23 protein-coding genes are annotated in these 24,174 nt (G+C 61.2%); 12 read left to right on the top strand and 11 right to left on the bottom strand.

Annotation, left to right across the window (positions count from 1 at the left end; translation table 11 throughout):
- The first annotated feature begins 15 nt into the window (after positions 1–15).
- Together ppgK and ACX80O_RS06470 are read left to right on the top strand one after the other, a co-directional pair.
- The gene (ppgK, locus tag ACX80O_RS06475) at positions 16–855 is read left to right on the top strand and encodes a polyphosphate--glucose phosphotransferase (protein ID WP_459332920.1); all 840 of its coding nucleotides are present in this window, start codon (positions 16–18) and stop codon (positions 853–855) included.
- Positions 848–1,603, top strand: coding sequence for an SDR family oxidoreductase (locus tag ACX80O_RS06470; RefSeq protein ID WP_459332919.1), 756 nt, complete (start codon positions 848–850; stop codon positions 1,601–1,603). Before ppgK ends, ACX80O_RS06470 begins: the two co-directional genes overlap by 8 nt.
- 96 nt (positions 1,604–1,699) lie before the next feature.
- On the opposite strand, the gene nrdR is transcribed toward ACX80O_RS06470, so the two are convergent.
- The 6 genes from nrdR to ACX80O_RS06440 form a co-directional block, all read right to left on the bottom strand.
- On the bottom strand, positions 1,700–2,197 hold the full coding sequence (gene nrdR / locus ACX80O_RS06465) for a transcriptional regulator NrdR (protein WP_459332918.1): 498 nt from the start codon (positions 2,195–2,197) through the stop codon (positions 1,700–1,702).
- Between the two features lie 110 nt (positions 2,198–2,307).
- On the bottom strand, positions 2,308–3,669 hold the full coding sequence (gene hisD, locus ACX80O_RS06460) for a histidinol dehydrogenase (protein WP_459308471.1): 1,362 nt from the start codon (positions 3,667–3,669) through the stop codon (positions 2,308–2,310).
- Between the two features lie 140 nt (positions 3,670–3,809).
- Entirely contained in the window at positions 3,810–4,799 is a 990-nt protein-coding gene (locus ACX80O_RS06455) for a phosphotransferase family protein (RefSeq protein WP_459332917.1), read from the bottom strand.
- A gap of 76 nt (positions 4,800–4,875) precedes the next feature.
- Positions 4,876–5,898, bottom strand: a complete 1,023-nt coding sequence (locus ACX80O_RS06450) for a DUF808 domain-containing protein (protein WP_459308474.1) — start codon at positions 5,896–5,898, stop codon at positions 4,876–4,878.
- A 1,277-nt stretch (positions 5,899–7,175) separates the two neighbouring features.
- Complete coding sequence (locus ACX80O_RS06445; protein WP_459308476.1) at positions 7,176–7,487, bottom strand: hypothetical protein; 312 nt, start codon at positions 7,485–7,487, stop codon at positions 7,176–7,178.
- 142 nt (positions 7,488–7,629) lie between these two features.
- Positions 7,630–9,039 carry an aminotransferase-like domain-containing protein gene (locus ACX80O_RS06440; RefSeq protein ID WP_459332916.1) on the bottom strand — a complete coding sequence of 470 codons (1,410 nt, stop codon included), beginning with the start codon at positions 9,037–9,039 and terminating at the stop codon, positions 7,630–7,632.
- Between ACX80O_RS06440 and ACX80O_RS06435 the strand changes: the two genes are divergently transcribed.
- Together ACX80O_RS06435 and ACX80O_RS06430 are read left to right on the top strand one after the other, a co-directional pair.
- Positions 9,038–9,994, top strand: coding sequence for a DMT family transporter (locus ACX80O_RS06435; protein WP_459308480.1), 957 nt, complete (start codon positions 9,038–9,040; stop codon positions 9,992–9,994). The genes ACX80O_RS06440 and ACX80O_RS06435 overlap by 2 nt on opposite strands.
- Before the next feature lie 72 nt (positions 9,995–10,066).
- Positions 10,067–10,489: a GNAT family N-acetyltransferase gene (locus ACX80O_RS06430; protein WP_459308482.1), complete on the top strand. Its 423-nt coding sequence runs from the start codon at positions 10,067–10,069 to the stop codon at positions 10,487–10,489.
- A 177-nt stretch (positions 10,490–10,666) separates the two neighbouring features.
- On the opposite strand, the gene ACX80O_RS06425 is transcribed toward ACX80O_RS06430, so the two are convergent.
- Both ACX80O_RS06425 and ACX80O_RS06420 read right to left on the bottom strand, forming a co-directional pair.
- A complete protein-coding gene (locus tag ACX80O_RS06425) occupies positions 10,667–11,335 on the bottom strand; it encodes a response regulator (RefSeq protein ID WP_459332915.1) in 669 nt (222 codons plus the stop codon).
- A complete protein-coding gene (locus tag ACX80O_RS06420; RefSeq protein ID WP_459332914.1) occupies positions 11,332–12,909 on the bottom strand; it encodes a sensor histidine kinase in 1,578 nt (525 codons plus the stop codon). The genes ACX80O_RS06425 and ACX80O_RS06420 overlap by 4 nt, the downstream gene beginning before the upstream one ends.
- A 245-nt stretch (positions 12,910–13,154) precedes the next feature.
- On the opposite strand from ACX80O_RS06420, the gene ACX80O_RS06415 reads away from it, so the two are divergent.
- From ACX80O_RS06415 to ACX80O_RS06385, 7 genes are all read left to right on the top strand, one after another.
- Positions 13,155–14,168 (top strand): Bug family tripartite tricarboxylate transporter substrate binding protein, encoded by a 1,014-nt coding sequence (locus tag ACX80O_RS06415; RefSeq protein ID WP_459332913.1) that lies wholly within the window; start codon positions 13,155–13,157, stop codon positions 14,166–14,168.
- Positions 14,165–14,668, top strand: a complete 504-nt coding sequence (locus tag ACX80O_RS06410; protein WP_459332912.1) for a tripartite tricarboxylate transporter TctB family protein — start codon at positions 14,165–14,167, stop codon at positions 14,666–14,668. Before ACX80O_RS06415 ends, ACX80O_RS06410 begins: the two co-directional genes overlap by 4 nt.
- Complete coding sequence (locus ACX80O_RS06405) at positions 14,669–16,303, top strand: tripartite tricarboxylate transporter permease (protein WP_459332911.1); 1,635 nt, start codon at positions 14,669–14,671, stop codon at positions 16,301–16,303.
- Positions 16,300–16,698: a universal stress protein gene (locus ACX80O_RS06400; protein ID WP_459308491.1), complete on the top strand. Its 399-nt coding sequence runs from the start codon at positions 16,300–16,302 to the stop codon at positions 16,696–16,698. The genes ACX80O_RS06405 and ACX80O_RS06400 overlap by 4 nt, the downstream gene beginning before the upstream one ends.
- Before the next feature lie 49 nt (positions 16,699–16,747).
- Positions 16,748–17,230, top strand: a complete 483-nt coding sequence (gene rraA, locus ACX80O_RS06395; RefSeq protein ID WP_459332910.1) for a ribonuclease E activity regulator RraA — start codon at positions 16,748–16,750, stop codon at positions 17,228–17,230.
- 97 nt (positions 17,231–17,327) lie between these two features.
- The gene (locus tag ACX80O_RS06390) at positions 17,328–18,287 is read left to right on the top strand and encodes a D-2-hydroxyacid dehydrogenase family protein (RefSeq protein ID WP_459332909.1); all 960 of its coding nucleotides are present in this window, start codon (positions 17,328–17,330) and stop codon (positions 18,285–18,287) included.
- A gap of 1,412 nt (positions 18,288–19,699) precedes the next feature.
- Positions 19,700–21,205 carry a S8 family serine peptidase gene (locus ACX80O_RS06385; protein WP_459332908.1) on the top strand — a complete coding sequence of 502 codons (1,506 nt, stop codon included), beginning with the start codon at positions 19,700–19,702 and terminating at the stop codon, positions 21,203–21,205.
- Between the two features lie 180 nt (positions 21,206–21,385).
- Here ACX80O_RS06385 and ACX80O_RS06380 read toward each other — a convergent pair whose 3' ends face one another.
- Entirely contained in the window at positions 21,386–21,973 is a 588-nt protein-coding gene (locus ACX80O_RS06380; protein WP_459332907.1) for a TetR/AcrR family transcriptional regulator, read from the bottom strand.
- 190 nt (positions 21,974–22,163) lie between these two features.
- Here ACX80O_RS06380 and ACX80O_RS06375 point away from each other — a divergent pair, with 190 nt between their 5' ends.
- The gene (locus tag ACX80O_RS06375; RefSeq protein ID WP_459332906.1) at positions 22,164–22,685 is read left to right on the top strand and encodes a DUF7793 family protein; all 522 of its coding nucleotides are present in this window, start codon (positions 22,164–22,166) and stop codon (positions 22,683–22,685) included.
- Between the two features lie 127 nt (positions 22,686–22,812).
- On the opposite strand, the gene ACX80O_RS06370 is transcribed toward ACX80O_RS06375, so the two are convergent.
- Positions 22,813–23,496, bottom strand: a complete 684-nt coding sequence (locus tag ACX80O_RS06370) for a DUF4396 domain-containing protein (protein ID WP_459332905.1) — start codon at positions 23,494–23,496, stop codon at positions 22,813–22,815.
- A gap of 245 nt (positions 23,497–23,741) precedes the next feature.
- Entirely contained in the window at positions 23,742–23,972 is a 231-nt protein-coding gene (locus ACX80O_RS06365) for a hypothetical protein (protein WP_459332904.1), read from the bottom strand.
- Between the last annotated feature and the right edge of the window lie 202 nt (positions 23,973–24,174).

Genomic DNA, 24,174 nt, shown 5'->3' with positions numbered 1-24,174 from the left:
GAACTCTGGAGAAACATGGGCAAGAGCAGCGAGAAGAAGCAGGGAAAGGCCCTGCCCAACACCGTGATCGGCATCGACATCGGCGGTACCGGCATCAAGGGCGGCATTGTTGACCTGGTCGGCGGTGACATTGTCGGTGAACGGTACCGCGTGCCCACCCCTCAGCCGTCCACCCCTGAGGCGGTCGCCGAGGTGGTGGCACGGATTGTCGACGAACTCTCCACCCGTCCCGGCGCACCGGCACCCGAGGTGCCCGTTGGTGTCACGTTCCCCGCCATCATCCAGCACGGCATCGCCCGGTCGGCGGCCAACGTTGACCAGAGCTGGGTGAACACCGACGTCGACACGCTGTTCAGCACGGTCCTCCAACGCGACGTGCACGTCATCAACGACGCGGACGCCGCCGGCCTCGCGGAGGTGCGCTATGGAGCCGGCAAGGGCGTTGACGGAACGGTGCTGGTGATCACCCTGGGCACCGGCATTGGGTCCGCGTTCATTTTTGACGGGAAGCTGGTGCCCAACGCTGAGCTCGGTCATCTGGAGATTGACGGGTACGACGCCGAAACCAGGGCCTCCGCGGTCGCCCGCGAACGGGACGGCATCGACTGGGACGAATACTCGATCCGCCTGCAGCGGTATTTCTCCCACGTCGAGTTCCTGTTTTCGCCTGAACTGTTCATTGTGGGCGGCGGGATTTCCAAGCGCAGCCAGGAGTACCTGCCCGGGCTGAAACTGCGTACCCGCATCATTCCGGCCCAGCTGAAGAACCAGGCCGGCATTGTTGGCGCCGCGTTGCAGGCTGCCCTGCACTTCAAGCGACTGGCGAAACTGGCGGCGGCCGTTCCGGATGCCTGACCCTCCGGGAGTTGCCGTTGTCACCGGCGCGAGCCGGGGAATCGGTGCAGCTATCGCGCGGCGCTGCGCCCGGGACGGCTACGTGGTGGCAGTGAACTACGCCTCTGATAGCGCAGGGGCGCTGCAGACGGTGGCCGACATTGTTGCCGCGGGAGGATCCGCCTCGGCTATTCGGGCGGATGTGAGCATCGCAGCCGACGTCGTCGCGCTCTTTGACCGGGCGCGTGCACTCGGCGAGGTGACCGCCGTCGTGAACAACGCAGGGATCACCGGTAATCTGATCGGCCCGCTGGCTGACGTCCCCGCCGACGTGCTGCAGCGGGTGACCGAGGTCAATGTGGTGGGACCGTTGCTGGTCAGTCGCGAGGCTGTCCTGCGCATGTCCACACTGAGGGGTGGTACCGGTGGGCAGATCATCAACATCTCCTCGACCGCAACCAGGGCCGGCTCGCCGGGTACCTGGGTGCATTATGCGGCCACCAAGGGCGCCGTCGACGTGTTGACCGTTGGTCTCGCCTCGGAGGTGGGGCGCGAAGGTATCCGGGTGAACTGTGTGTCCCCCGGCAGCACCAACACCGGGCTCCACGCGGCGGCCGGTATGCCCGACCGTGCGGAAAGGCTCAGCCAGAGTGTCCCGTTGGGTCGTCCCGCGGAGCCGGACGAGGTTGCAGCTGCGGTCGCCTGGCTACTGTCCGCCGAAGCTACCTATATCACCGGGGCGATCCTGCCCGTCAGCGGCGGACGCTGACTCATCGCGCCCGACCAGTCGCGTGCCGGGATGGTCCAGAAGTGGTGCCGGTGGTGGCGTCGGCTTCCCCTCCGCAGCCACCACCGGAGCTTAGTGTTACTGCGCGGCCAGCGGCCTCTGGGTACCGGTGGGCACAGTCGGCGCGTTGCCTGCTTCGCGGCGCAGCTTCGCGATAGCGGCCTCGAAATCCTCAAGGGAGTCGAATCCCTGATACACGCTGGCAAACCGCAGATACGCCACCTGGTCCAGCTTTTGCAGCGGTCCGAGGATAGCGAGCCCCACTTCATGGGCATCAATTTCCGCGACGCCGCTGGCCCGAACCGACTCTTCAACCTCCTGCGCAAGTAACGCGAGGTCGTCTTCAGTGACTGGCCGCCCCTGGCAGGCTTTCCGCGCACCATTGATGACTTTGCTGCGGCTGAACGGCTCGCCGACTCCGGAGCGCTTGATGACGCTCAGGCTCGTGGTCTCCACGGTGGTGAATCGGCGTCCACATTCTGGACATTGACGACGACGCCGGATAGCCGACCCATCATCGGCTAACCGACTGTCGACCACCCGGGAATCGGCGTTACGGCAGAAGGGACAAAACATGCCGCGCCTTTCAATTGCTGATGGTCAGTGGTCGCGCCACCGTGTGGAACACCACCATTGTAGAACTAGATATGGGAAAACTACAACAGTGTTATTACTAGATGTAGTGGTTAGCCGAAGCGAACCATGACAGCGTCACCGTGGGCCGGCAAATCCTCAGCATCGGCAAGGTTGGTGATGTGCCGACTCACTTTCTGCAGGGCAGCCCGGTTGTAGTTGATCACCTGCACCGCCTTCAGGAAGGTGGTGACGTTCAGCCCCGAGGCGAACGTCGCCGTCCCCCCGGTGGGGAGTACGTGGTTGGACCCGGCGCAATAGTCACCCAGGCTGACCGGGCTGTACTCGCCAACAAAAACGGCGCCGGCATTGCGGATCCGGCTGGCAACGGCCGCGGCGTCCGCGGTCTGGATTTCCAGGTGTTCGGCAGCGTACGCATCGCAGATGGCGATACCGTGCTCGACGTCGTCCACCAGGATGGTGCCGGACTGTTGCCCGGCCAACGCCTCGCGCACCCGCCCGGCGTGCTTGGTGGTGGCGATTTGCACGGCCAGCTGGCTCCGGACCTTTACCGCGAGATCTTCGGAGTCGGTGATGAGGACGGACGCCGCGTTCGGGTCATGCTCAGCCTGGCTGATCAGGTCAGCAGCGATCAGCCGCGGGTCGGCATGGGCGTCGGCCAGCACGGCGATCTCTGTGGTGCCCGCCTCGGCGTCGATGCCGATCGTACCCTTAAGCAGCCGTTTGGCGGTGGCCACAAAGATATTGCCGGGGCCGGTGACCACGTCCACCCGCTCGAGCGTGTCGTCGGCGGTTTCACCCTCCACCCCGTAGGCGAAAGCTGCGACCGCCTGCGCTCCCCCAATGGCGTACACCTCCTGGATCCCGAGCATCTCCGCCGCGGCGAGGATCACCGGGTGCGGGAGTCCACCAAACTCCTTCTGGGGTGGAGAAGCAACGGCAATCGACTGGACTCCGGCAGCCTGGGCGGGCACCACGTTCATCACCACCGACGACGGATACACTGCCAGACCACCCGGCACATAGAGGCCCACCCGGCGAACCGCTATCCATTTGTGGGTCACTATGGCCCCCGCACCAATCTCTACCTCGACGTCAGCGGGAATCTGGGCGGCGGCAAACCGGCGGGCGCGGTCGATTGATTCGGCCAAAGCCAGCCGGACATCCGGCGCGAGGTCGTTGAGGGCCCTCGTCAGTGCCTCGCGGGGCACGCGCGGTGAGGCCTGCTCCACGCCGTCGAACTTCAGGGCGAGTTCTCTCAGTGCAGTCAGGCCACGCTCCCGAACGTCAGCCAGGATGGCGGCGACCGGGGCCTCGACGCCGGCGCCGCTCACTTCCGGCCGCGGCATGACTGCGGTGAGGGCGGCGCCAGTGAGGGCGCTGCCGCGCAGGTCGATAGTCCGGAACTCGGCGAAGGAGTCAGCTGGAGACTGTTGAGCGAGCGAAATATTCACCCGGTCAGTCTACCGGGAGACGCCCCCGCGAAACCCGCGCTCCTCCGGTGATCATCCTGATGCATCAACCTCGCCCGACATTGACCAAGCACGGGCGAGGCGAACGGCCTTGGGGATCCCTCGAAGGACTGAATTCGACGCTAGTCGAACTGCGAGAGCACATCTTTCATCTCGATGTGGGTTCCTGCCATGAGTTCTTCCTCCCCCATCCGGCGGTATTCCAGTCGAGCCTCAGCAATACTTCGCGCGCGGTAGAAACGCCCTCTCACGGTCGCGCGGGAGGAAGCCTCGGGCGCCCGTCCGTAGCCACGCCGAAAGGCCTGCTGCACTTCGTCAGAGCGACTACGCAGAAGGAATAGAGTCCAATCCGACTCGGGATCCCCCCATGATGTGCGATCACAGTCGAAGATTCCCACGATGCGCGGCGACGGCTCCCCGGCCTTGAGCATGACGTTGCCGATCCACAAATCACCATGGAGCAGCCGCGGTAGGCCACACTGATCGATCTCCGGGCTGTGTTCCTCGATCAGGTGCAGCACCTGATGAATGTCCGCTGCATCAAGGCCAGTATCAGCCATGTCGGCTGCGATAGCGTGAAACGTCGCTGTGAGGCTGTTACTCCAACTCTCGTGCTGATCACCGGTCACCGACCCATAGTGATGTCCGGTTTGGGAATGGATGTCCGCCAGGATCTGTCCTAGCTGGAACCAGAAATCGAGTTGCTGCTCGGCTGTATACAGTTTGAGTGCCTGTGCCGCGGGAACCCCCGGAAGATGGGTCTGAATCAGGTAGTCACGCTCGATGATTGTTTGAGTGAAATCCGCGCGGACAACCACCGGCATCAGGTGCCCCACGGACGCCAGCAAGGGAATGCTGGCATACTCGTTTCGCAGCAGTTGGTGTTCCAGGCGTGACTGACGGCGCGGTTCGGGGGCTACGCGCAGGATCAGTGACGGTGCATCCTTTCTGTCCAACCAGTAGGTCGTGTTGTAGCGGCCCCCGGACACCTCACGAACGGCATTCACTGGTGGCCCGGCGGGAAAAGCCTGCTGGATAACCGCAAGCAATTCATCGCGAGACAGGGGCTGCTGAAATTCCAGCGGCTTCCGAGGCAATGACAGCACATCCATCCGTTGCACTCCCGGATTACTGTTCCTGGCTCCCTCAGCGATAGTCCGCCTTCGTCCTTCCTCCGAGGGGTGTGAGCTAAGAGACCGAATCAGCGTTACGTTTCGCTGGCCGGTAGCCGGCGATCGCGGCGCGCACGTCTCCCTCTTCGTGTTCGCCCTTCGCCTTGCCGAACGGCAGTGCTTTGAGGAGTGGGTGCAGGATCGCCATGACGACGAGGCCCCAGCCGAGTCCGAGGACGGCCGAGCACACGGTATTCACGAGCCAAGCCAGGAAGCCGCCCACTACCGGAATTCCGACGAAAGGTGATTCAAGGGTATGGACCAGGTCATAGGGCAGGTGCCACCCTAGGTCGTAGACCCCTTGAAGCATGATGTGCCCGCCAACCCAGAGCATGGCCACCGTGCCAATCAGAGTGATTGCGGCGAGGACGCCGGGCATCGCCTTGACGAGCAACTCACCGAAGCGCTTCGAACCCGCCGAGTCTTTGGTGGTCAGATGCAGGCCGATGTCGTCCATTTTGACAATGAGAGCGACGGCTCCATACACGATCACCGTGATCGCGATCGCTACGACGACAAGGATAATCGCCCGGGCCAACAAGGACTCATCGGCCACCTCGTTCATCGAAATGACCATGATTTCGCAGGACAGGATGAAGTCCGTGGTGATGGCACCCTTGGTCACCTTGGCCTCCGCCTCGGGACCTCGTTCGACTGCCGGGGCTTTCTCAGCCGCTGAGTGGCCGCGGATTTTATGCCAGACCTTCTCGGCGCCCTCAAAGCAAAGGTAGGTGCCGCCGAGCATCAGGATGAACGGAATGACCCCCGGGATGAAGGCGCTGATCAGCAGCAGTGCCGGCAGGATGATCAACAGTTTGTTGCGGAGCGATCCCCAGAAGATTCGTTTGATCATCGGCAGTTCGCGAGACGGGTCCGCCCCTGACACGTACTGCGGAGTAACGGCAGCGTCGTCGATCACGACGCCGGCGGCCTTCGCCCCAGCCTTGGCGGCTCCGGCAGCGACGTCGTCCACCGAAGCGGCAGCAATGCGGGCCAGGGCCGCGACGTCGTCCAAAAGAGCGACGAGACCGCCGCTCACAGGGTGCCCCTGCGCGACTCGGAAACGGACGGCTGGGCGTGAATACCTCGGTCGAGGCGGTTGATCGGCATGCTCGAAGTATATTATGCGGGCGGCCCGTCAGGGCGATCCGACCGCTAGTTCATGACGGTGCCCCGCTGACGGTCACCTGAGGATCGTCCTTGAACAATCCGGTCTGACGTGACTCGGGTTGCCCTTCAGGCGGCCGGGTTAGGCTGGTTTATGACCACTCTTGTCCGCGCTCCGGGGAACCTCGTCGTCGCAACTATCGACACCATTGACGTTCGCCTGGCGGGGGTAGACGTTGCGAAAGCTCCACTCTTTGTCGATGTTCCATCCGGCACGTCCTGCATCATCGTCTACCTGAGTGCGGTCAGAGGTTACGGGACGGTGCGCCATGACGGTGCTCTTGCTTTGGCTTACGGTACACAGCACCGTGAGGTAGAAGCAGACGATGGCCAAGGAACCGGAGGGCCTCCTAAACTGCGCAATCTAGAGCGGGTAGGGATCACCATGACAGACCATATGGGGGCCCACTATGAGCCAGCAGGGTTTCGAATGGTGGGAGACGGGATTGGGTGGGACGATATGCGCATCTACACGCCCGCGCCATACTCATCGGCAACGAGCCCGCGCCATACTCATCGGCAACGAGCCTGCACCTCGACTTCACAGTTGATGGCCGATCGACTGATAGTCGGTGCGAGGTCGCTCTTGTTGCCCGTTAGCAGATGGTGAGTTCAGTCGGTCGTTGCAACACCCCTATTGATGCGACAATGCCAAGGAGCCAAGCGGAATCGTGGCAGGTGGGGACGGAGTCGGGGTCCTGGCGTTGCACGATCAGGGCGCAAAAGCGAAAGAGGCGACTATCGGGGCTGCACCAATTTCGTTGAGGTATGTGGTGGGGCTGTGCTGATCCAGTACGGCCGTGACTTCTATCGCGACGTTGCCTCCGTTCCAATCGAGGAGGTATAGGCGCATTTGCATTGGCGCGCCCAGAACATGATGGAGGTCGGACACTCCGCCGCCGATAAGGATCGGCATCGCATGGATGCCACCCGCCAGGGGCGCAGGTGGTGAGATTCTCGCCTACACCGAGCGGCTCTGGAATGGACAAGACATGGCGGGTCTGAGGACTGCGGAGGACCGATGCGCGCCGAGTCGACCTTGATTATCGCCGGGGCGTAGTCCGGTCGCTCAGCTGTGGTGGCGGCGCCCCGGCTGAGTGACCTCGTGTCGCTGCGGGACCGCACAGAAACCGCCGGCAGGTCCGTTACTCACTGCTCACGGATTTGGCGGGTTTTGGCCGGAATGTGGTCAGGGAAATTTTCTTCGGCAATCCCACCGGGCTCGTAAACCGACCTGGCAAACCCTCGCGCTTCAGCAATCAGCTCCTCCTCCGTCATACGAGCCACGACGTCTGAGGCATCACCGCCCGAAATGGTTGCAAACCGGCCCACGGTAAGGACATAGGTCCCGTCCATCGGACCATTGAGCCAAACGAACTCATAGCAGCGGGATGCAGCTGGTTGCCTTCGTTCACTGATTCGGAACAGCTCGTGATCGACGACGACGTCAAAAGGCTTCATCCGGCGAGTCTAGTTCGATGCCGCCTCTGCACCAGAGTAAACACCAGCCAGCGGATTGCCTTTACCCATGTGGCAATCCTTTCCTGAACGGCCTTTGGTCAGCTCCTCGGCCAGGTTCGGTCGGGCGGTTCTTCGAGTTGCGCTATTTTTTGCCGTCGAGAACCCCGCCGATGACTTTGGCTGCTTCGGGGTATCCTGCTGGGTCTGGGCCGGCGTAGTTGAGCCGGATGTGTGGTCCGGTGGGTTCGGCTGGGAACCATTCGTTGCCGGATGCGATGAAAACGTTGCTAGCCTCGCACTCTTTGATCAGTTCGGAGAGGTTTGTCGTGTCCGGAAGTCTGATCCAGAGGTTCAGTCCGCCCGGTGGGACCGTCGCGACCTGAGCGAGGGGCGCGTATTTGTTGACGCTGTCGACGAGGAGGTCCCGGCGTGACTGGAGTTGCTGGCGGAGTCCCCGGAGGTGGGTCTGCCAACCGGGTTGGGTGACGACGTCGAGGGCAGCGGCTTGCAGAACACCGCTGACGTACATCGAGGCGGCGGTAAGGTCAGCAGTGATTCGTTCGCGTGCTGGGCCGCGGACGATGACCGCGGCGACTCTCAGCGCTGGGGAGACGCTTTTGGTAAGTGAGCGGATGTACACCACGTGACCGCCGTCGTCGTGGGCTGCTACCGGCGCCGATTTCGTGGTGATACCGAAGTCGTGGGCCCAATCGTCTTCGATCAGGAACGCGCGATAGGTTTTCACCACATCAAGAATCTGAGCTGCAGTGTTTCGGGACCATTGGGCGCCGGTCGGGTTGGCGTAGTTGGGCTGTGCGTAGAAGGCACGCGCACCGGTCTCCTCGAAGGCGCGCGCGACGTCGTCGGGGTTCGGGCCAGTGGGACCGGAAGGAACGGGGACCAGACGAACTCCAGCCTTCTCGGCTGCAAGGATCGCGCCCCAATAGGTCGGGGATTCGATCAGCAACGGCTGCCCCGGGGGAACCAGCGCACGAAAGATGGAGCTGAGTCCACTCTGGCTCCCAGGAAGCACGACGACGTCGCTGGCCAGGGCGGGGGTCACATCTACCGGGGTGGCGGCGGTCAGTTCCGAAGCAAACCAGGACTGCAGCTCAGGATTGCCAGCCACCGGGGATCTCGTCAGAGCGGATTCGCTGCGTGCAGCCCGAAGGAGGGCAGCGCGCACCAAGCGTTCCGGGAGGAGGTCTCGATCCGGGTACCCACCGTGGAGCGTCATCCCGCCGGCAGGGGCAGCACGCATCGTTGCCGAACCTGAAGTCAGCCGATTGTGAGCGGATCCGAGGGCCGCGGTCTGCCACCCGAAATCAGACGGGCGCGCTGTGCGGACGGCCCGCACGAAGGTCCCCACCCCTGGACGACTCTCGATGAGACCCTGGGCGGCCAAGGTACGGAGTGCTTGCTGGACCGTGACAGGACTTGCCTGATGACGTGTCACGAGCGACCGGGTCGACGGCAGTCTGGCACCGGCCGGAGCACCTGCAATCCAGTCACGAAGAGCCACAACAATCCGCATACTGCTATCGTTGGTCATGAACCCCAATAGTAGCGCTACTCGACGAATATCGCCCCTGCTATCGTCTCGATCAGGCATTGCCTGGGGTTTACTCGGGGTCGCAGCGTTCTCCTTCACCGTCCCTTTCACCCGCGTCGCGGTCGGCGGTCTCTCTCCTTTGTTCATCGGCTCGGGCCGCGCGGTCATTGCCGCACTCCTCGCTATTGCCGCCCTGGCTCTCACACGACAACGGATCCCGCACGCCGACCAGTGGATACGCCTCGCCGTCGTTGCCAGCGGGATCGTTATCGGCTTCCCACTGCTGACCTCCTTCGCTCTCACCACAGCGCCGGCAAGCCACGGAGCCGTGGTCATTGCCCTCCTCCCCGCAGCCACAGCCATCATGGCTGTCATCAGGGGGAAGGAACGGCCACCTCGTTCATTCTGGGTCATGGCGATGATCGGGGCGATCGTGGCGATCGGCTTCGCCTCCGTCCAGGGCGGCGGGTTTTCGGCTCTCACCGTGTCGGACCTGTTGCTTTTTGGGGCTGTTATCGCAGCAGCCATCGGGTACGCAGAAGGGGGATTACTCGCCCGCGAGCTTGGCGCCTGGCAAACCGTGTCCTGGGCTCTAGTCATCGCTTTACCGCTGATGGTCGCGCTCACCGTGGTCGCGGCGGTTCAGCAACCACCTACGGGGACGCCCCTAGAGTGGGCTGCTTTCGGCTACCTTGGCGTGGTCAGCATGTTCCTGGGGTTCTTCGCCTGGTATCGCGGCCTCGCCACCGGCCCCATGTCGCAGGTCAGCCAGGTCCAGCTCGTCCAACCAGTGCTCAGCATCCTCTGGGCCGTCCTCCTCCTCAGGGAAGAAATTACCGGGGCGACTATCCTCGGCGGCTTCGCCGTGATTCTCTGCGCGGGCGTCGCCGTCCGCACCCGACTAAACCGGCCAAAACTACCGGCCACAGTCGTCAACCAGTCAAGCAAACCTTAGATACAGGCACTGCTGGACTCAGCCAGTTCATCTCTCCAGGGCAGCCCCGTTCGTCCTGTGTTTCGATAGACCATGACCACAATCGAGTTAGTGAAGGCCACCGATCTAGAGCTGAGTGATGTTCTTGAACTTTACGGAGCAGTTGATTGGCGCGCTTATACGAGGGATCCGGACGCGCTACTTGCGGGACTCAAGGGGTCCTCGACCCTGGTTGCGGCCCGCGATGGCAAAGCCTTGGTAGGACTCGCGCGAGTTATCTCTGATGGCGCCTCGATTTGCTATCTCCAGGACATTCTCGTCCTGCCGTCCCATCACAGAAGGGGTATAGGACGAGCCTTGGTGGAACGAGCGCTCGGTGAGTATCCCAGAGTTCGTCAGAAAGTCCTGATCACCGACGACGAGCCAGGGCAGAAAGCGTTCTATGAATCCTTGGGCTATAGCCAGACGGATGATTTTCGTGGAGGATCGGTGAGGGCGTTCATCAGATTCGACTAAATGCAGTGGAGAGACAATCAGGCTCCCTTTCCTGACCCGCCCCGAAACGATGTCCCGGCAGGATTCAGCATCAGGACCTATCGCAGCGCTGGCATGCAAGACTGCCCCGGCGATTCAAGCGCACCGGTCCCGCACCGCGACGCAGAAAAGCATTCCGTAAGGAGTCACTTTCGCAGTCTATGTTTTCCAGTGATAGCGGCGTTCGGGGCGGCCGACACCGCCGTACCGTAGCTGAACGATAACCCGGCCCTCTTCGCTGAGATATTCGAGATAGCGTCTGGCGCTAACCCGGGAAGTGCCGAGGGCACCGGCAGCTTCCGCGGCGGAAAGATCGGTGCTGACCCCCTGTAGCAGCGTTTCGACCAGATACAGGGTTTCGACGCTGCATCCTTTCGGGAGCGGCCGGTCGGGGCGGCTGATGCCGAACACCCTATTGACGTCTGCCTGTTCCGCCTCGCTTTTGGCTGAAGCGAGCTGTTGGTAAGCCTGCTGGTAGTGTTCCAGCCGTTCCCGGAGCTCAGGGCCTGAAAAAGGCTTGATGAGGTAGTGCACAATCCCGCCACGCAGGGCACGTCGGACCGTTGCCACCTCCCGAGCCGCGCTGATGACAATGACATCCAGCTCCGGTGATGCTGACCGCAATTGGTGGAGGAGGTCCAAGCCATTGATGTCAGGAAGGTGGATGTCGAGAAGGACCAGGTCTGGCTTCTCAAGCCGGACCTTTAACAGGGCGTTAGCCCCCGTGTGAGCGATACCTATCACTTCGAACCCTAGGCATTGTCGAACGAACCCGGCGTGGACCTTCGCCACCATGAAATCGTCATCGACGATAAGGACCCGAATCATGAGTGAAGTTTTACTTTGTTGAGGGTCGCCGTGAAGACCGCTCCTTCGTCATTGTAGACCTCGATTTCTCCGCCACGCTTACGACAGATCAGACGAGTCAAAGCCAGTCCGAAGCCCCTTTCAGTATCCGCGACAGACGTTTTTGTGGTGAAACCCTGTTTGAAGATTGAGTCAGTAAATTCAGTGGGAACTCCGGGCCCGGAATCCTGCACAGTGACAGCGACGTAGTCCGTTTCGTCGACGAGAAGTACTTCGACTGTCGGGTTGTCGAGTCCGCCGGCTGCGTCCATGGCGTTGTCTACAAGGTTTCCTACCACTGTATTCACATCACGCGAAAGTTCATCTTCCATCCGCGGAAGGTAAGAGCCTTCGGCTAGCCTGAGGGTCACCCCGCGTTCGGAAGCGAGACTTGCTTTGGCAATAAAAAGGGCGGCGAGGGCCGGATCCTTAATGACTGTGGTGACGTCGTCGTAAAGACGCGTGCGGCTCTGGCTAACGCCATCCACAAATCGGGTGACCTCGTCATATTCACCGAGCTGGATAAGCCCAGAGATGGTATGGAGCTGATTTGCAAACTCGTGTGTCTGGGCCCTCAGCGTTTCTGTGGTGTTCCGCGTGGCACCTAACTCGGTCTCCAGCGTTGACAGTTCCGTCCGATCCCTTAGCGTAATAACCGACCCGATAATCCGCCCATGGGATTCGATGGGCATCCGGTTGCAGGCCACCAATCGGCCTTCCACCAGAACCAGCTGATCAGGTGAAGAATGGTCGCGAGTAAGAACGTCGTGCAGGTCGGGATGAACTGAGAGCTGGTCAAGGTCCTGGCCGATGCAGTTGGCTGGCAGATGAAGGAGTCTCTTCGCGCTGTCGTTCGCCAGGGTCACGCGATGGTTCGGGTCAAGCGCTATAACTCCTTCTTTCACGCCATAGAGAATGGCTTCGCGGTGCTCGACCAGTCCTGAAATTTGGTCGGGTTCCAGACCCAAAGTCTGGCGCTTGACGCGCCGGGCGAGGAGGAGCGAGCCGGTCACGCCAACGATACTCGCGACCCCCAAGTAGATGATGAGGTTGGGGGTGGCTTGGGCTAAACGCTCCACCAAGGACGGGTATTGTCGACCGACAACTGCAATACCAACCATGTCACCGGTATCCCCGAGGATTGGGACGTGAGCTGCCAAAGCTAACTCACTGCCCGATTCCACTAACCCTGTCCAGGACCTGCCGCTGCGGACATCGCTTTTCCCGAAGTTCACGATCGCACCCAGTTGCGCGGGGTCCTGTGAGGTCAACACCGTGCCGTCGGGTTTGGCCAGGATCGCGTATTTCGATGCCGAGACCGAGCGTACCGATTCAGCAGCGGCCGGTAAGGCTGCTCCAATGCGGGGCTCGGCCTCCGCCAGCAGGGATCTGACGGCTGGCAGCGCAGCAAGGGTTTCAGCTGCGGCGAGCGCTCGCCTGCCCTCCACCCGTTGGAAAGTTTCCGCGGACTGCGCCAGCGAGATGGCCAAAACCCCACAAAGGACAGCGAAAACAATCACTAGTTGAAGAGCGAGAAACTGGCTCGCAAGGGACATTCTCTTAGGCTTGGATAGCTTCCCTTGGCGTGCCCACTGCATTAGCGCCCTTTCTGGAAAATTGCCAGCTGAGTTGGTCTTTCTGACATAGGCCAAGCTGCCTGAACTCTACGGCAGATCAGTTCTCCGGACCTGCTGAGTGTGAACTCAATGAACACAATGTTCTTTGAGAACACAAGAGAGACGTGGGTCACATTGTCTCGTAGGTTGAAGCCCTGTACACCAACTCGATGAAGAGGAATATCATGCGTGGATCAACGACAGTCCGTCTCACAGCAGTGGCCGCAGGAATTGTGCTGGCCGCCTCGGGCTGCGGGGTGACCGGCGGTGAAAGCACTGCTGGAGCTTCCGGAAGCACTGCAGCCGAGGGGCCGATTACCGACTTACGCATCCTGGTTCCCAATACGCCTGGTGGCGGATACGACACCACCGCACGGGTAGCGGCCAAGGTCATGGAGGACACTGACCTCGCCTCCAGCATCGAGGTGTTCAACCTTGCGGGTGCCGGAGGCACCGTAGGTCTGGCTCGAACAGTGAACGAGAAGGGCAACGGCGATCTGGCCATGCTGATGGGGCTGGGTGTCGTGGGCGCCAGCTACACCAATGAATCGGAAGCCAAACTTACGGACACCACTCCCCTGGCCCGCTTGATTGAAGAGCCGGGTGCGATCATGGTCTCCAAGGATTCGCCCTACCAGAGCATCGATGATCTGGTAGCGGCTTGGAAAAAAGATCCCTCGCAAATTAGTGTCGGGGGCGGGTCATCGCCAGGAGGCCCAGATCACCTCCTTCCCATGCAGCTGGCGGGGGCGCTGGGTATTGACCCCAAGACTGTGAACTTCGTGTCCTACGACGGCGGTGGTGATCTCCTACCAGCAATCCTTGGTAACAAGCTCGGATTCGCGGCTTCCGGTGCTGGCGAATACCTCGATCAGATCGAGTCCGGTGAAGTGCGTGTCCTTGCAACCAGCGGTGAGGAACGCCTCGAAGGTGTCGACGCACCGACGCTTCAGGAGTCAGACATTGACCTGGTTTTCACCAACTGGCGCGGAATCGTCGCTCCGCCTGAGGTTTCCGACGCTGACCGGGATCGCCTGATTGCGGCCCTCGAAGAAATGCACGGCACTCCTGAGTGGCAGGAAGCCCTTGAATCCAACGGCTGGTCGGACGCGTTCCTGACCGGCGATGAATTCGAATCTTTCCTCACCGAGCAGGACAAGCGCGTCTCTGACGTCCTGGCTGAACTTGGTTTGGCGTGAGCTCAGTACGTACCCGATTTGCGGGCCGCTCCGAGCTGGGCATGGTTGCCCTGCTCGGAGCGGTCGGCATCACTGTTCTGGTCGATGCTGCGGGAATCGACGTCCCCTACTCGCAGACCGATCCCGTCGGGCCGCGAACCCTGCCCTACATTGTGGGAGGTTTGCTGCTCGTATGCGCCGTTCTCTTGACGGTGAACGTCCTCAGAGGCGGGCGAGGTGAGGCAGAGGGCGGCGAAGACGTCGACCTCACTCACCCGAGCGACTGGCGGACCATCCTCTCCCTGCTGGGCTTTTTCATCCTGAACATTGTGCTCATCGACCAGACAGGTTGGGTCATCTCAGGAACCATCCTCTTTTGGGGCAGCGTCTGGTCCCTGGGAAGCCGCCATTACGTCCGGGACGGCGTCATCAGCCTCCTGCTGGCTCTAGGAACGTTTTATGGCTTCTACATCGGACTTGGCATCCGTCTACCCGCAGGCCTCCTGGAAGGAGTGCTCTAAATGGACTCCCTGAACATGCTCATGGAGGGTTTCGCCACAGCAGCAACCCCCATGAATCTTCTCTACGCCTTCATCGGGGTGCTCCTCGGCACCGCTATTGGCGTCCTGCCGGGCATCGGTCCCGCGATGGCCATTGCACTCCTACTTCCGGTGACCTACGCGCTGGAACCTACCAGTGCCTTCATCATGTTCGCCGGAATCTATTACGGCGGAATGTATGGGGGATCAACCACCTCGATTCTGCTCAACACACCAGGTGAGTCATCGACGGTCATCACGGCGATCGAGGGCCACAAGATGGCTAAAGCCGGCCGCGCCGCTCAGGCCCTGGCCACTGCGGCAATTGGATCATTCGTCGCTGGAACCATTGGCACTGCACTCCTGGTCTTCTTCGCGCCGCTCGTCGTAAAATTCGCGGTCTCCCTAGGCTCGCCCAGCTACCTGGCCATCATGATCCTGGCCTTACTGGCCGTCACCGCGGTTCTTGGATCCTCAAGGCTGCGTGGTTTCGCATCGCTCGGTCTCGGCCTGGCAATCGGCCTTGTCGGCATAGACCCCGTCTCCGGCCAACAGCGCCTGATTTTCGGGCAACCCCTGCTCACCGACGGCCTCGACATCGTCGTTGTCGCCGTCGCTATCTTCGCAATCGGTGAAGCACTCTGGATCGCCGCCCACCTGCGCAGAAACCCCATGCAAACCATCCCCGTGGGACGCCCCTGGATGGGCAAGGAAGACTTCAAACGTTCCTGGAAACCATGGCTTCGCGGCACCGCCTACGGCTTCCCCTTCGGAGCATTGCCCGCCGGCGGCGCAGAAATTCCGACCTTCCTGTCCTACGTAACGGAGAAAAAGCTATCCAAGCACCCCGAGGAGTTCGGTCACGGCGCGATCGAAGGTGTCGCCGGCCCAGAAGCCGCGAACAACGCGTCTGCGGCAGGAACGCTGACTCCGCTGCTGGCCCTCGGACTGCCCACCAACGCCACCGCTGCAGTCATGCTCGCCGCTTTCGTCCAGATGGACATCCAACCCGGCCCTCTCCTATTCGAAAGGGAACCAGAACTGGTCTGGGCACTCATCGCTAGCCTCTTCATCGGCAATACACTGCTGTTGCTCATCAACCTGCCATTGGCACCACTCTGGGCTAAACTCCTGCAGATCCCACGTCCTTACCTGTACTCAGGGATTCTGTTCTTCGCGACACTCGGCGCCTACGCTGTGAACCTTCAAACCTTCGACCTGGTCATTCTCCTCGTCTTGGGCCTGCTGGGATTCGCAATGCGCCGATATGGCCTTCCCGTGCTGCCTCTGGTCCTTGGTCTGATTCTCGGTCCACGAATAGAGGAGGAACTGCGGAAATCGTTGCAACTCAGCGCAGGCGAGATCTCCGGTCTTTGGAGCGAACCCATCGCCATTGGAACCTACATCATCATTCTGCTTGTGCTGGCGTGGCCTTTGGCAGCCAGAATATGGAAGCGATCACACCCCCAGCGTCCTGCGCTGCCCCAACCGACCCCAGAATCCAGCGCAGCCCGACAGACGGGGACCGATAGGTCGACCCGCGCCCACGATGCCGGGATCCACACAAGTACGGACACGGCCAGCAACCCCAGGAACAAGGATAGTGAAGTCCCATGAGCATAGTCGTCGGGTACATCCCCACCGCCGAAGGCGAAGCGGCGTTGACCCGTGCCATCGAAGAAACTCTTCGCCATCAAGACCGACTCATAGTGGTCAATTCCTCGCGCGGAGAAGCGCTAGTGGACAATCATTTTGTCCAACCTGAGCAAGCCGCAACACTGGACAACCGCCTCCAACAGGCCGGGGTCGCCTACCAGATGGTACAACCGCTTCGCGGACACGACGCTGCCGAAGAAGTCCTCACCGCAGCGGAGGAACATCAGGCACATCTCATCGTCATCGGACTACGGAAACGGACTCCAGTCGGGAAAATGATCATGGGAAGCACGGCCCAACGCATCCTCCTGCAATCGACGTGTTCGGTATTATCCGTGAAAGCCGCACAAGACTAGAGACTGCAGTTACCCTTTAGCTGCACCCGATCAAGCGAAGGAATACACAATGAATTTCACGACCGCTGACCTCGTTGACGAACACGCTGATGAGGTAAACAGTTGCGATCTGCAAATGCGCCAAATGGGCGGACAGCCCCGGTTCACCGGAACAATCCGGACAGTCCGCTGTGAACGTGATAACGCCCTCGTTAAGCAATTACTCGCCGAACCCGGCAACGGATGCGTTCTCGTCATTGACGGAGGCGGGTCACTACACAGCGCCCTGGTTGGAGACCTGATCGCTGGCAGCGCCGTCAACAACGGCTGGGCGGGACTGGTAGTAAACGGGGCGGTGAGGGATTCAGAAGCACTGGCCAAATTGGACCTCGGAATCAAAGCCCTCGGAACCAACCCGCGGAAAAGCTTCAAGCAAGGCGTGGGCGAAATAGACGTCGAAGTCACCTTCGGCGGTGTAGCGTTCCTGCCCGGTCACACCCTCTGGAGTGACGGGGACGGAATCCTGGTCGGAACACCCCAATCGCCGTCCTAACCAGACAGGCAGGACCTTCCCAGCACGCACCCTTGCCTGCGGCAAGCACACTCAGCCGCAATGCCGCCGCTTCAACATTGAACCAGGAGGATCGGCAATGGCCCTGCGACTGGCAATTCTCGACGACTACCAAGGGGTAGCAACATCGTTTGCCCCTTGGCACGAACTCGGCGAAGACGACATCGGAATCACCGTCTTCGAGGAACACATCGAGTCGTCCGATACTTTGGTGCACCAATTAGAGCCGTTCGACGTCCTGATCGTCATGCGGGAGCGCACTGCTTTTCCGCGTGAGGTACTGGAACACTTACCCAACCTGCGACTCATGGTGACCACTGGCATGGCCAATGATTCCATTGACCTCAACGCCACCCGTGATCTTGGCATCGAAGTATGCGGAACCGGTGGGTCTGCAGCAGCAGCGCCGGAGCTCACCTGGGCCCTCCTGATGACGCTCGTTCGCAACATTCCAGTCGAGGACAGATACCTGCGCGACGGAGGTTGGCAGCAAGGAGTAGGAGTCGAACTATCCGGAAGAACTTTCGGCGTACTAGGACTTGGGCGCATTGGACGCACTGTCACCCGTTACGCACAGGCCTTCGATATGGAGGTCATCGCGTGGAGCCCCAACCTGACTGCTGACAAAGCCGAAGAAGCAGGCGCACGGCTAGTCACCAAACGGGAACTGTTTAGTCAATCGGATGTCGTCAGCGTGCACGTGCGGCTTTCGGAACGGTCCCGGCACATCGTCGGAGAAGAAGAGCTTCGGCTTCTCGGACCTCATGGCTACCTGATCAATACGGCGCGTGGACCCCTCATCGACGAGGATGCGCTGATCAATGCTTTGGATAACAACTGGATCGCCGGAGCAGGTCTGGACGTGTATGACCAAGAACCTCTCCCGGCGGGAAGCAGGTGGGCATCATGCCCCCGCACAGTTCTCACCCCACATCTCGGCTACGTCACGAATAAAAGCTACCGCAGGTACTACTCCGAAGCGCTCGAAAACATTCAGGCATGGTTAAGCGGGCAACCTAGAAGAGTTCTTTCGCCGTGACAACACCAGGCTTAGGCGTGTTCGCCATAGTCCGAGGGCTCGTCATTCAGGCGTAGGGTCAGTTCAAACCCCTGGTGGCTACTGGGAAACGGCTAGCCAGGACCAGAAACGATCTGGTAGAGGGGCCAGCAACCTCTAACCGGGAACCTTCCCGGCGACAACGAAAGCGAAAGCACTAGGCACGTTCCGAGCCTGCGGGCGCTCCTATTGTTCGTAGCGACTCTCAGCGCTGCGAGATTCGGAAGGAAGCTGCTTTGGGTCGGGGGCCCCGCATGACTTGCACGGCGGAGCTGTCAGGGTATTTGTTTTCGTAGGCAGCCTCAATGGCTGCCTCGTCGTCGGTCCCGGCGGCTTCAAACCTTACGTCCCGAATCGCCCGTCTGGGTAGTCGTTCGGCGTGGGTGGCATTGACCTCATTGAGGCGGTGAATGGCCTCCACCTCTTATTTGAGGTCGGATGCGGATGGGTTCTCTTCGAGCTGGCCGAGGGTTCTCGCGCCGATGATGGGCGCGACGACACCTGGTCGGTTAGCGATCCAGCTCGGCGCTCCTTCGGCTGGCGCTGCGCACGAAGAAGAAGCGGGACCGGATCAGGGCCCGGGTACCAGGAAGTCCCCCGGACCGAGGACGACGGAAACCGTGAAGAGTGCGCCAAGAACCAGCAAGGCCGGGCCGCCCGGCCGGCGGCGCTGTGGCTTTGTAGCGGACACTCCGGGCGCCGTATGCGGCGGAGCCTCCACACAGGTCGCGCCGCGGCGACCGCCAATTCCACCACCGCCCCCACCGCGCCCACCGGGATAAGGAGCGCCCAGTCGACGTCGGCAAGCTGCCTGCCCACGGTCAGTGAGGAAGGGTACCAAACCCGGCGGTTCCCACAATCACCACTAAGCCATACCCAATGATCCACGGCGTGCGAATACCGCTGGCCAGAGCACTGATGGCAATCGGGGCACCCACCGGGTGAAGACCGGCGACCGCCCGATTTAAAGCCACGCCGAAAAGTCCACCCAGGCGCGAATGCTCACAGCAGCGATTTTCGAGAACCCCTGCGCACGTGCGTATGACAACCCGTGAGCAGGGCGGCGTGGACCTCGGTCTGGTCTGAGGTTCGCTCCACAGCAAACGTGGCTGCCCGAAGGCGCCTGCACGAATGACCGCCTTCGATCATGTCGTAGAAGGATCAACAACCGCGCCCCAATTCCGGCGCGAGGTTAGCCACTCTGGATTTTGACGCGGGCAGACTTGGGTGTGCACACTACTTTCACGCAGGAACATTCGACGTATGGCAGGCTTTCCGCAGGATCGCCCCTGGGCGCTCCGTTCCTGCTCATGGTCGCGTTAGTTTGGATGAACAGGTCACGCCTGTGCGTAGTTTTTCCTATCCATGATTATTCCAATTGAAAGGTGGCCCGCGTGCTGCCAGCTGCGTCCCGTTTCCTCACCACTGTTGTCCTGTCTTCGGTGTTACTCACCGGTATGGGCCCGGCCGCGTCCGCTGCGCCTCGAATAGCGCCGGATGTAACTCAACCCGGGACGGCTCAGGCCGGGGCCGACGAGGCCACTCAATATGTGGTCCGGTACGCCCCGGGTACAGACATTGCAGCCGCCGCCCGGGCTTTGCGGGGCAAAGGGATTGGCGTGGACCGCCAGTTTTCGAAGGCGGTGCGCGCTGCCGTCGTCACCATGACACCACCCGAGGCGGACGCTCTCGCGAATTCACCGCAGGTGGAAGCCGTCGAGCGTGACACGGTAATGAGTATTTCGGCTACCCAGCAGCCAGCGCCATGGGGGCTGGACCGTACTGACCAGCGCGCCTTGCCCCTGTCCGGTTCCTACACCCCCGCGACCACCGGGGCCGGAGTGAGCGCCTATGTAGTTGACAGTGGCATCCTGCGTACTCATTCGGACTTCGGCGGTCGTGTTATCCAGGGCTGGTCCGCCGTTTCCGACGGCCGGGGAACCAGTGATTGCAACGGGCACGGCACCCACGTCGCTGGCACCATCGCGGGCTCTACCTATGGTGTAGCCAAAGCGGCCACCCTTGTCCCGGTGCGGGTCTTTGGTTGCACCGGCTCAGGCTACACCTCCGACGTGATTGCCGGTTTGGACTGGATAGTCGGACACCACACCGCAGGAACCCCGGCCGTCGTCAACCTCAGCCTGGGCGGCTCCGCTAGTTCTACCGTCGACGCGGCACTTCAGGGCGTCATCAATGACGGCGTCACCGCGGTAGTGGCGGCGGGAAATTCTGCCACTGACGCCTGCACCGCGTCCCCTGCGAGGCTGCCAGCGGCCCTTACCGTGGCCGCGAGCGACTCTTCGGACCGGCAGGCTTCCTTCTCCAACTTTGGAACCTGCGTGGACCTTTACGCACCCGGCGTATCAATTATGTCGGCGTCGCATGTCTCGACGACATCGACGGCAACCATGTCCGGAACATCCATGGCCGCCCCGCATGCAGCCGGCGCAGCTGCGCTCCTGCTCGCCAAGCAGCCCTCACTGACTCCCGCACAAGTCACGGCGATGCTCAACAGCGCCGCGACGACCAGCATCGTATCTTCGGCCAGTGCAGGGACCCCGAACAGGCTCCTTTACGCAGCCCCATCGACTGCATCTGGTGGAACCGTCGCTAAAGCTCCGGTCGCTCCAACCAATGTGGTAGCGACCGCAGGTAGCCGATCGGCGTCACTGTTCTGGACCAAGGGTAGCGACGGCGGTTCGGCCCTGACAGGCCAGACCATCACGGCCTACTCCGGAACCCAAAGGATCGGCAGCGTGACCATCGCCGCCTCCGCCACGACAGTGACAATTACCGGTCTCACCGCCGGACGAGCGTATAACTTCACGGTCACCGCGACCAACACCATTGGCAGCAGCCCCGCCTCGACGAAATCCAACACCATCACCGCCCTGGCCTGACTCCCAGCACCCCGAAGCTACATCGAATCCGTCGCAAACATCGGTGCCTCCGCTCACCCGGGCGGGCACCGGCGCACCGTGCTTTGGCTTGCGGCAGCCATCGAACTCCGGGGAGCCACTTTGTCGTGATCCGATCCGCGGTTACGGTGTTTCACATAAAGCACGGGAGGGGCTCAGCGCCTACGCTGCCGGAGTGTGAAGAGTGATGAGGTGTTCCCCGAGTTTCTTGAAGCGTTGAGCTGCGTTCCGATCGGTACCCAACCCCGCGACCACGGAGCCCTGCAGAAGGATCATCCAACACTGCGCGAATTCGTCCGGCTCGTTCAAGCCCACCTCGACCGCCGCCTTCTTCACTTCGGACTGCGCGTCGTTAAGGTACGTGAGGCTGGCCGCACCGATCGGATGCCCTGGACCGGCCTCAAGCAGTGCGCGGATATAGGGGCAGCCAGCAAAGTCGGGGGTATGGAACCACTCATCGAAGATATCGAAGATGGCCAGAAGCTGCTCCCGGGGCGTGGAGCCGCGGCGTTGGGCCTCGACTGCAAGGTAGCCGAGCGTAAAAAGGCGTTTCCGTCGTTCGAAGAACGCAAGAATTAGGTCGTTCTTCGAAGGAAAATGGCTATAAAACGTGGCCTTGGCGACACCGGCCATCCCGATGATCTCGTTCACACCGACAGCACGGGTACCCCGTTCTTGGAAGAGATCGTAGGACGTCGCGAGAATACGCTCACGAGCGTCTCTCACCGGCGTTATGGTCGCAGCTTCCATGGCTCCTCCAGCTCAGAATAGTGGTCTATCCAACATATAGCAGACAGACTGGTCTGTCTGTGATTACAATGAGATGCCCGGCCGTTCCCCCAAACGGCCGGGCACCCAATAGCTATGAACCGAAGCCGCGGAGTCGGCGCTACCGGGTTCATTAGGCCTTTCGGCGCGAACCGGCTTTCGTCCCCACTGGATGGGCTCAGAACACACAAGCGAGGCACCAGCGGTGAAGCAATCCCGAAATGAACCCAGGTTCCAACTCGATCGCTCAGACGATGGTGTGTCATTGGTCCGGTGGGATGACTCTCTGGTATTGACGGCGGAGGATATCCTGGCGTTGATCGAGGAACAGCAGGCACAGCATCCAGGAGTCACCGCCTTATTGCTCGCGGACCTCAACGGCATGGTGACCCTCTCCAGGGATGCCTTCGCTCTGCTCGCAACATCGTTGAACGTATCCGCCGTCGCCGCCTTTGGGACCTCACCCGTCGAGCGCGTACTCATCGAACATTTCCGTGCCGTGCATAGGCCGCCGTATCCCATTGAATACTTTGAAAGTGCTGTAGAAGCCCGAATCTGGCTACACGAAATCCCATTCGACAACAGTCCACCGGAGCACGAGAGGCATAGTGAAGTTCAACGCCATACGCTCGAAAGAACTCCACCACGGTCGCGCGAGTCAGGTGATCAGTCGGGTGGCTTTGCTACGCGGTAGATCAGTGGACCTGAGGGTCCACGGGTTCTGGGGTTCGTGGGCTGGCTAAACCGCAGTATCGCCAGCCCGCGCTGGTGCTGACGGTACTGCAACTCGATAAAATGGAGGGTTCTCGGCGGTGCCGCGCTTAGGCGGTGACTTTGACGCGGCGCCGCATGAGTCCTCGGACTACTGGGTAGGCAGTGAGGAAACCAAGGACTAGTCCGATCTGCATGAGGAAGAAGAAGTTGATGTCGGTGGGTGCTGGCATGAAGTTGCCGAAGTGCATCAAGAGCATCCACCCGCCCATGCCGATGTCGAAGGCCAGGACTGTGATGGCGGCGGTCACCAGGGCAACACCGGCGTTTTTCCCCGCGGAACTGCGGCCGGCCCGGGAGGCGAAGAAATACTCATAGACAAATAACAAAGCGATGGCAAGTAGCGCGATCACGATGATCAGTACCCAGAGGTTTGTTCCGGCGATGGTCAGCCCGCTGGCAACAACAAGGGGAACGCCGATGAAGTGTCCCACGGTTGCAGCGGCTCCGCCCGGAGTGCTGCCAGTAAGCGCCTTGCCGTGGAGATCCTTCTCGGACTGTGCCGCCGGGCCCTCCGGTGTGCTGCTGCGGGTCTTGCCCCACCGATTGTAGGCCCAGAGACCAAACGGCCCCAGATAAAGCGCGGAGATCGGCCATACGATGCCCATGGCTGCGTTGGGCTGGCGGTTGCCACGACCGTAGATGTCGTAGAGCACCAACGCAGCACTGATCACTCCCAGCGCAACAAAGAGCCAGGACACCGGCGTCAACCAACCCGGTATCACTGTTTCCATTGACGTCATATCCATCGCATCATCATTCATAGTGGCAAGCACTTTCTCGTAAGAATTTGTAAACCACGGGGCGGTTGCCCTGGACGTGGGTCATAGAGGTGCAAATTTATGGGTAACAAGCAAGGGTGCAGCCAGCCTGCGGATTCTCTACCGGCGATTATCGGTTATCTATGAGGGGGCTGGTTCGCTGGACGGCTAGGTGGGCGTATTTATGGTGGCGATCCGGCGCCGGTATTCCTCGGCGTCTATCCCACCGTTGGCGTAGCGGGTTCGCAGGATATCGCCGGTCTGCTGCGCGGTAGCGGCACGCGATTGGACCGGTGCCCGGCGCCACTCGCACGGGCAATCAGGACACCTGCTGTCGCAGTCACAGCCAAGAGCAGTACCACCACAATCGACCAGATCACCGCCGCGCCGAACATACCCCCGCCGAACATGCTCCCGCCCATCATGCCGTCGTCCATAATTCCGCCCATTCCCTACACCGCCCCTGAGTTGACTTCATGCCTGCAATACCCAGCCTACTATAGACCTTAGTAGACTGGTAGTCCCCTGACCGAGGAACGCTCAGCGTGTTCCGGCGGCCGGGGAGCGGCGTGCTGGAATCCGGACTAGGCGGAGGCGGGGAACCCGGTGGGGCAGGTTTGAGCGTAAGCACTGGAAACGGCCGGTGTCGCC

The organism is Arthrobacter glycogeni, assembly GCF_054511155.1.
Note: the sequence above shows the minus strand (reverse complement) of the source record. Positions and strands in the feature narration are given on the sequence as shown.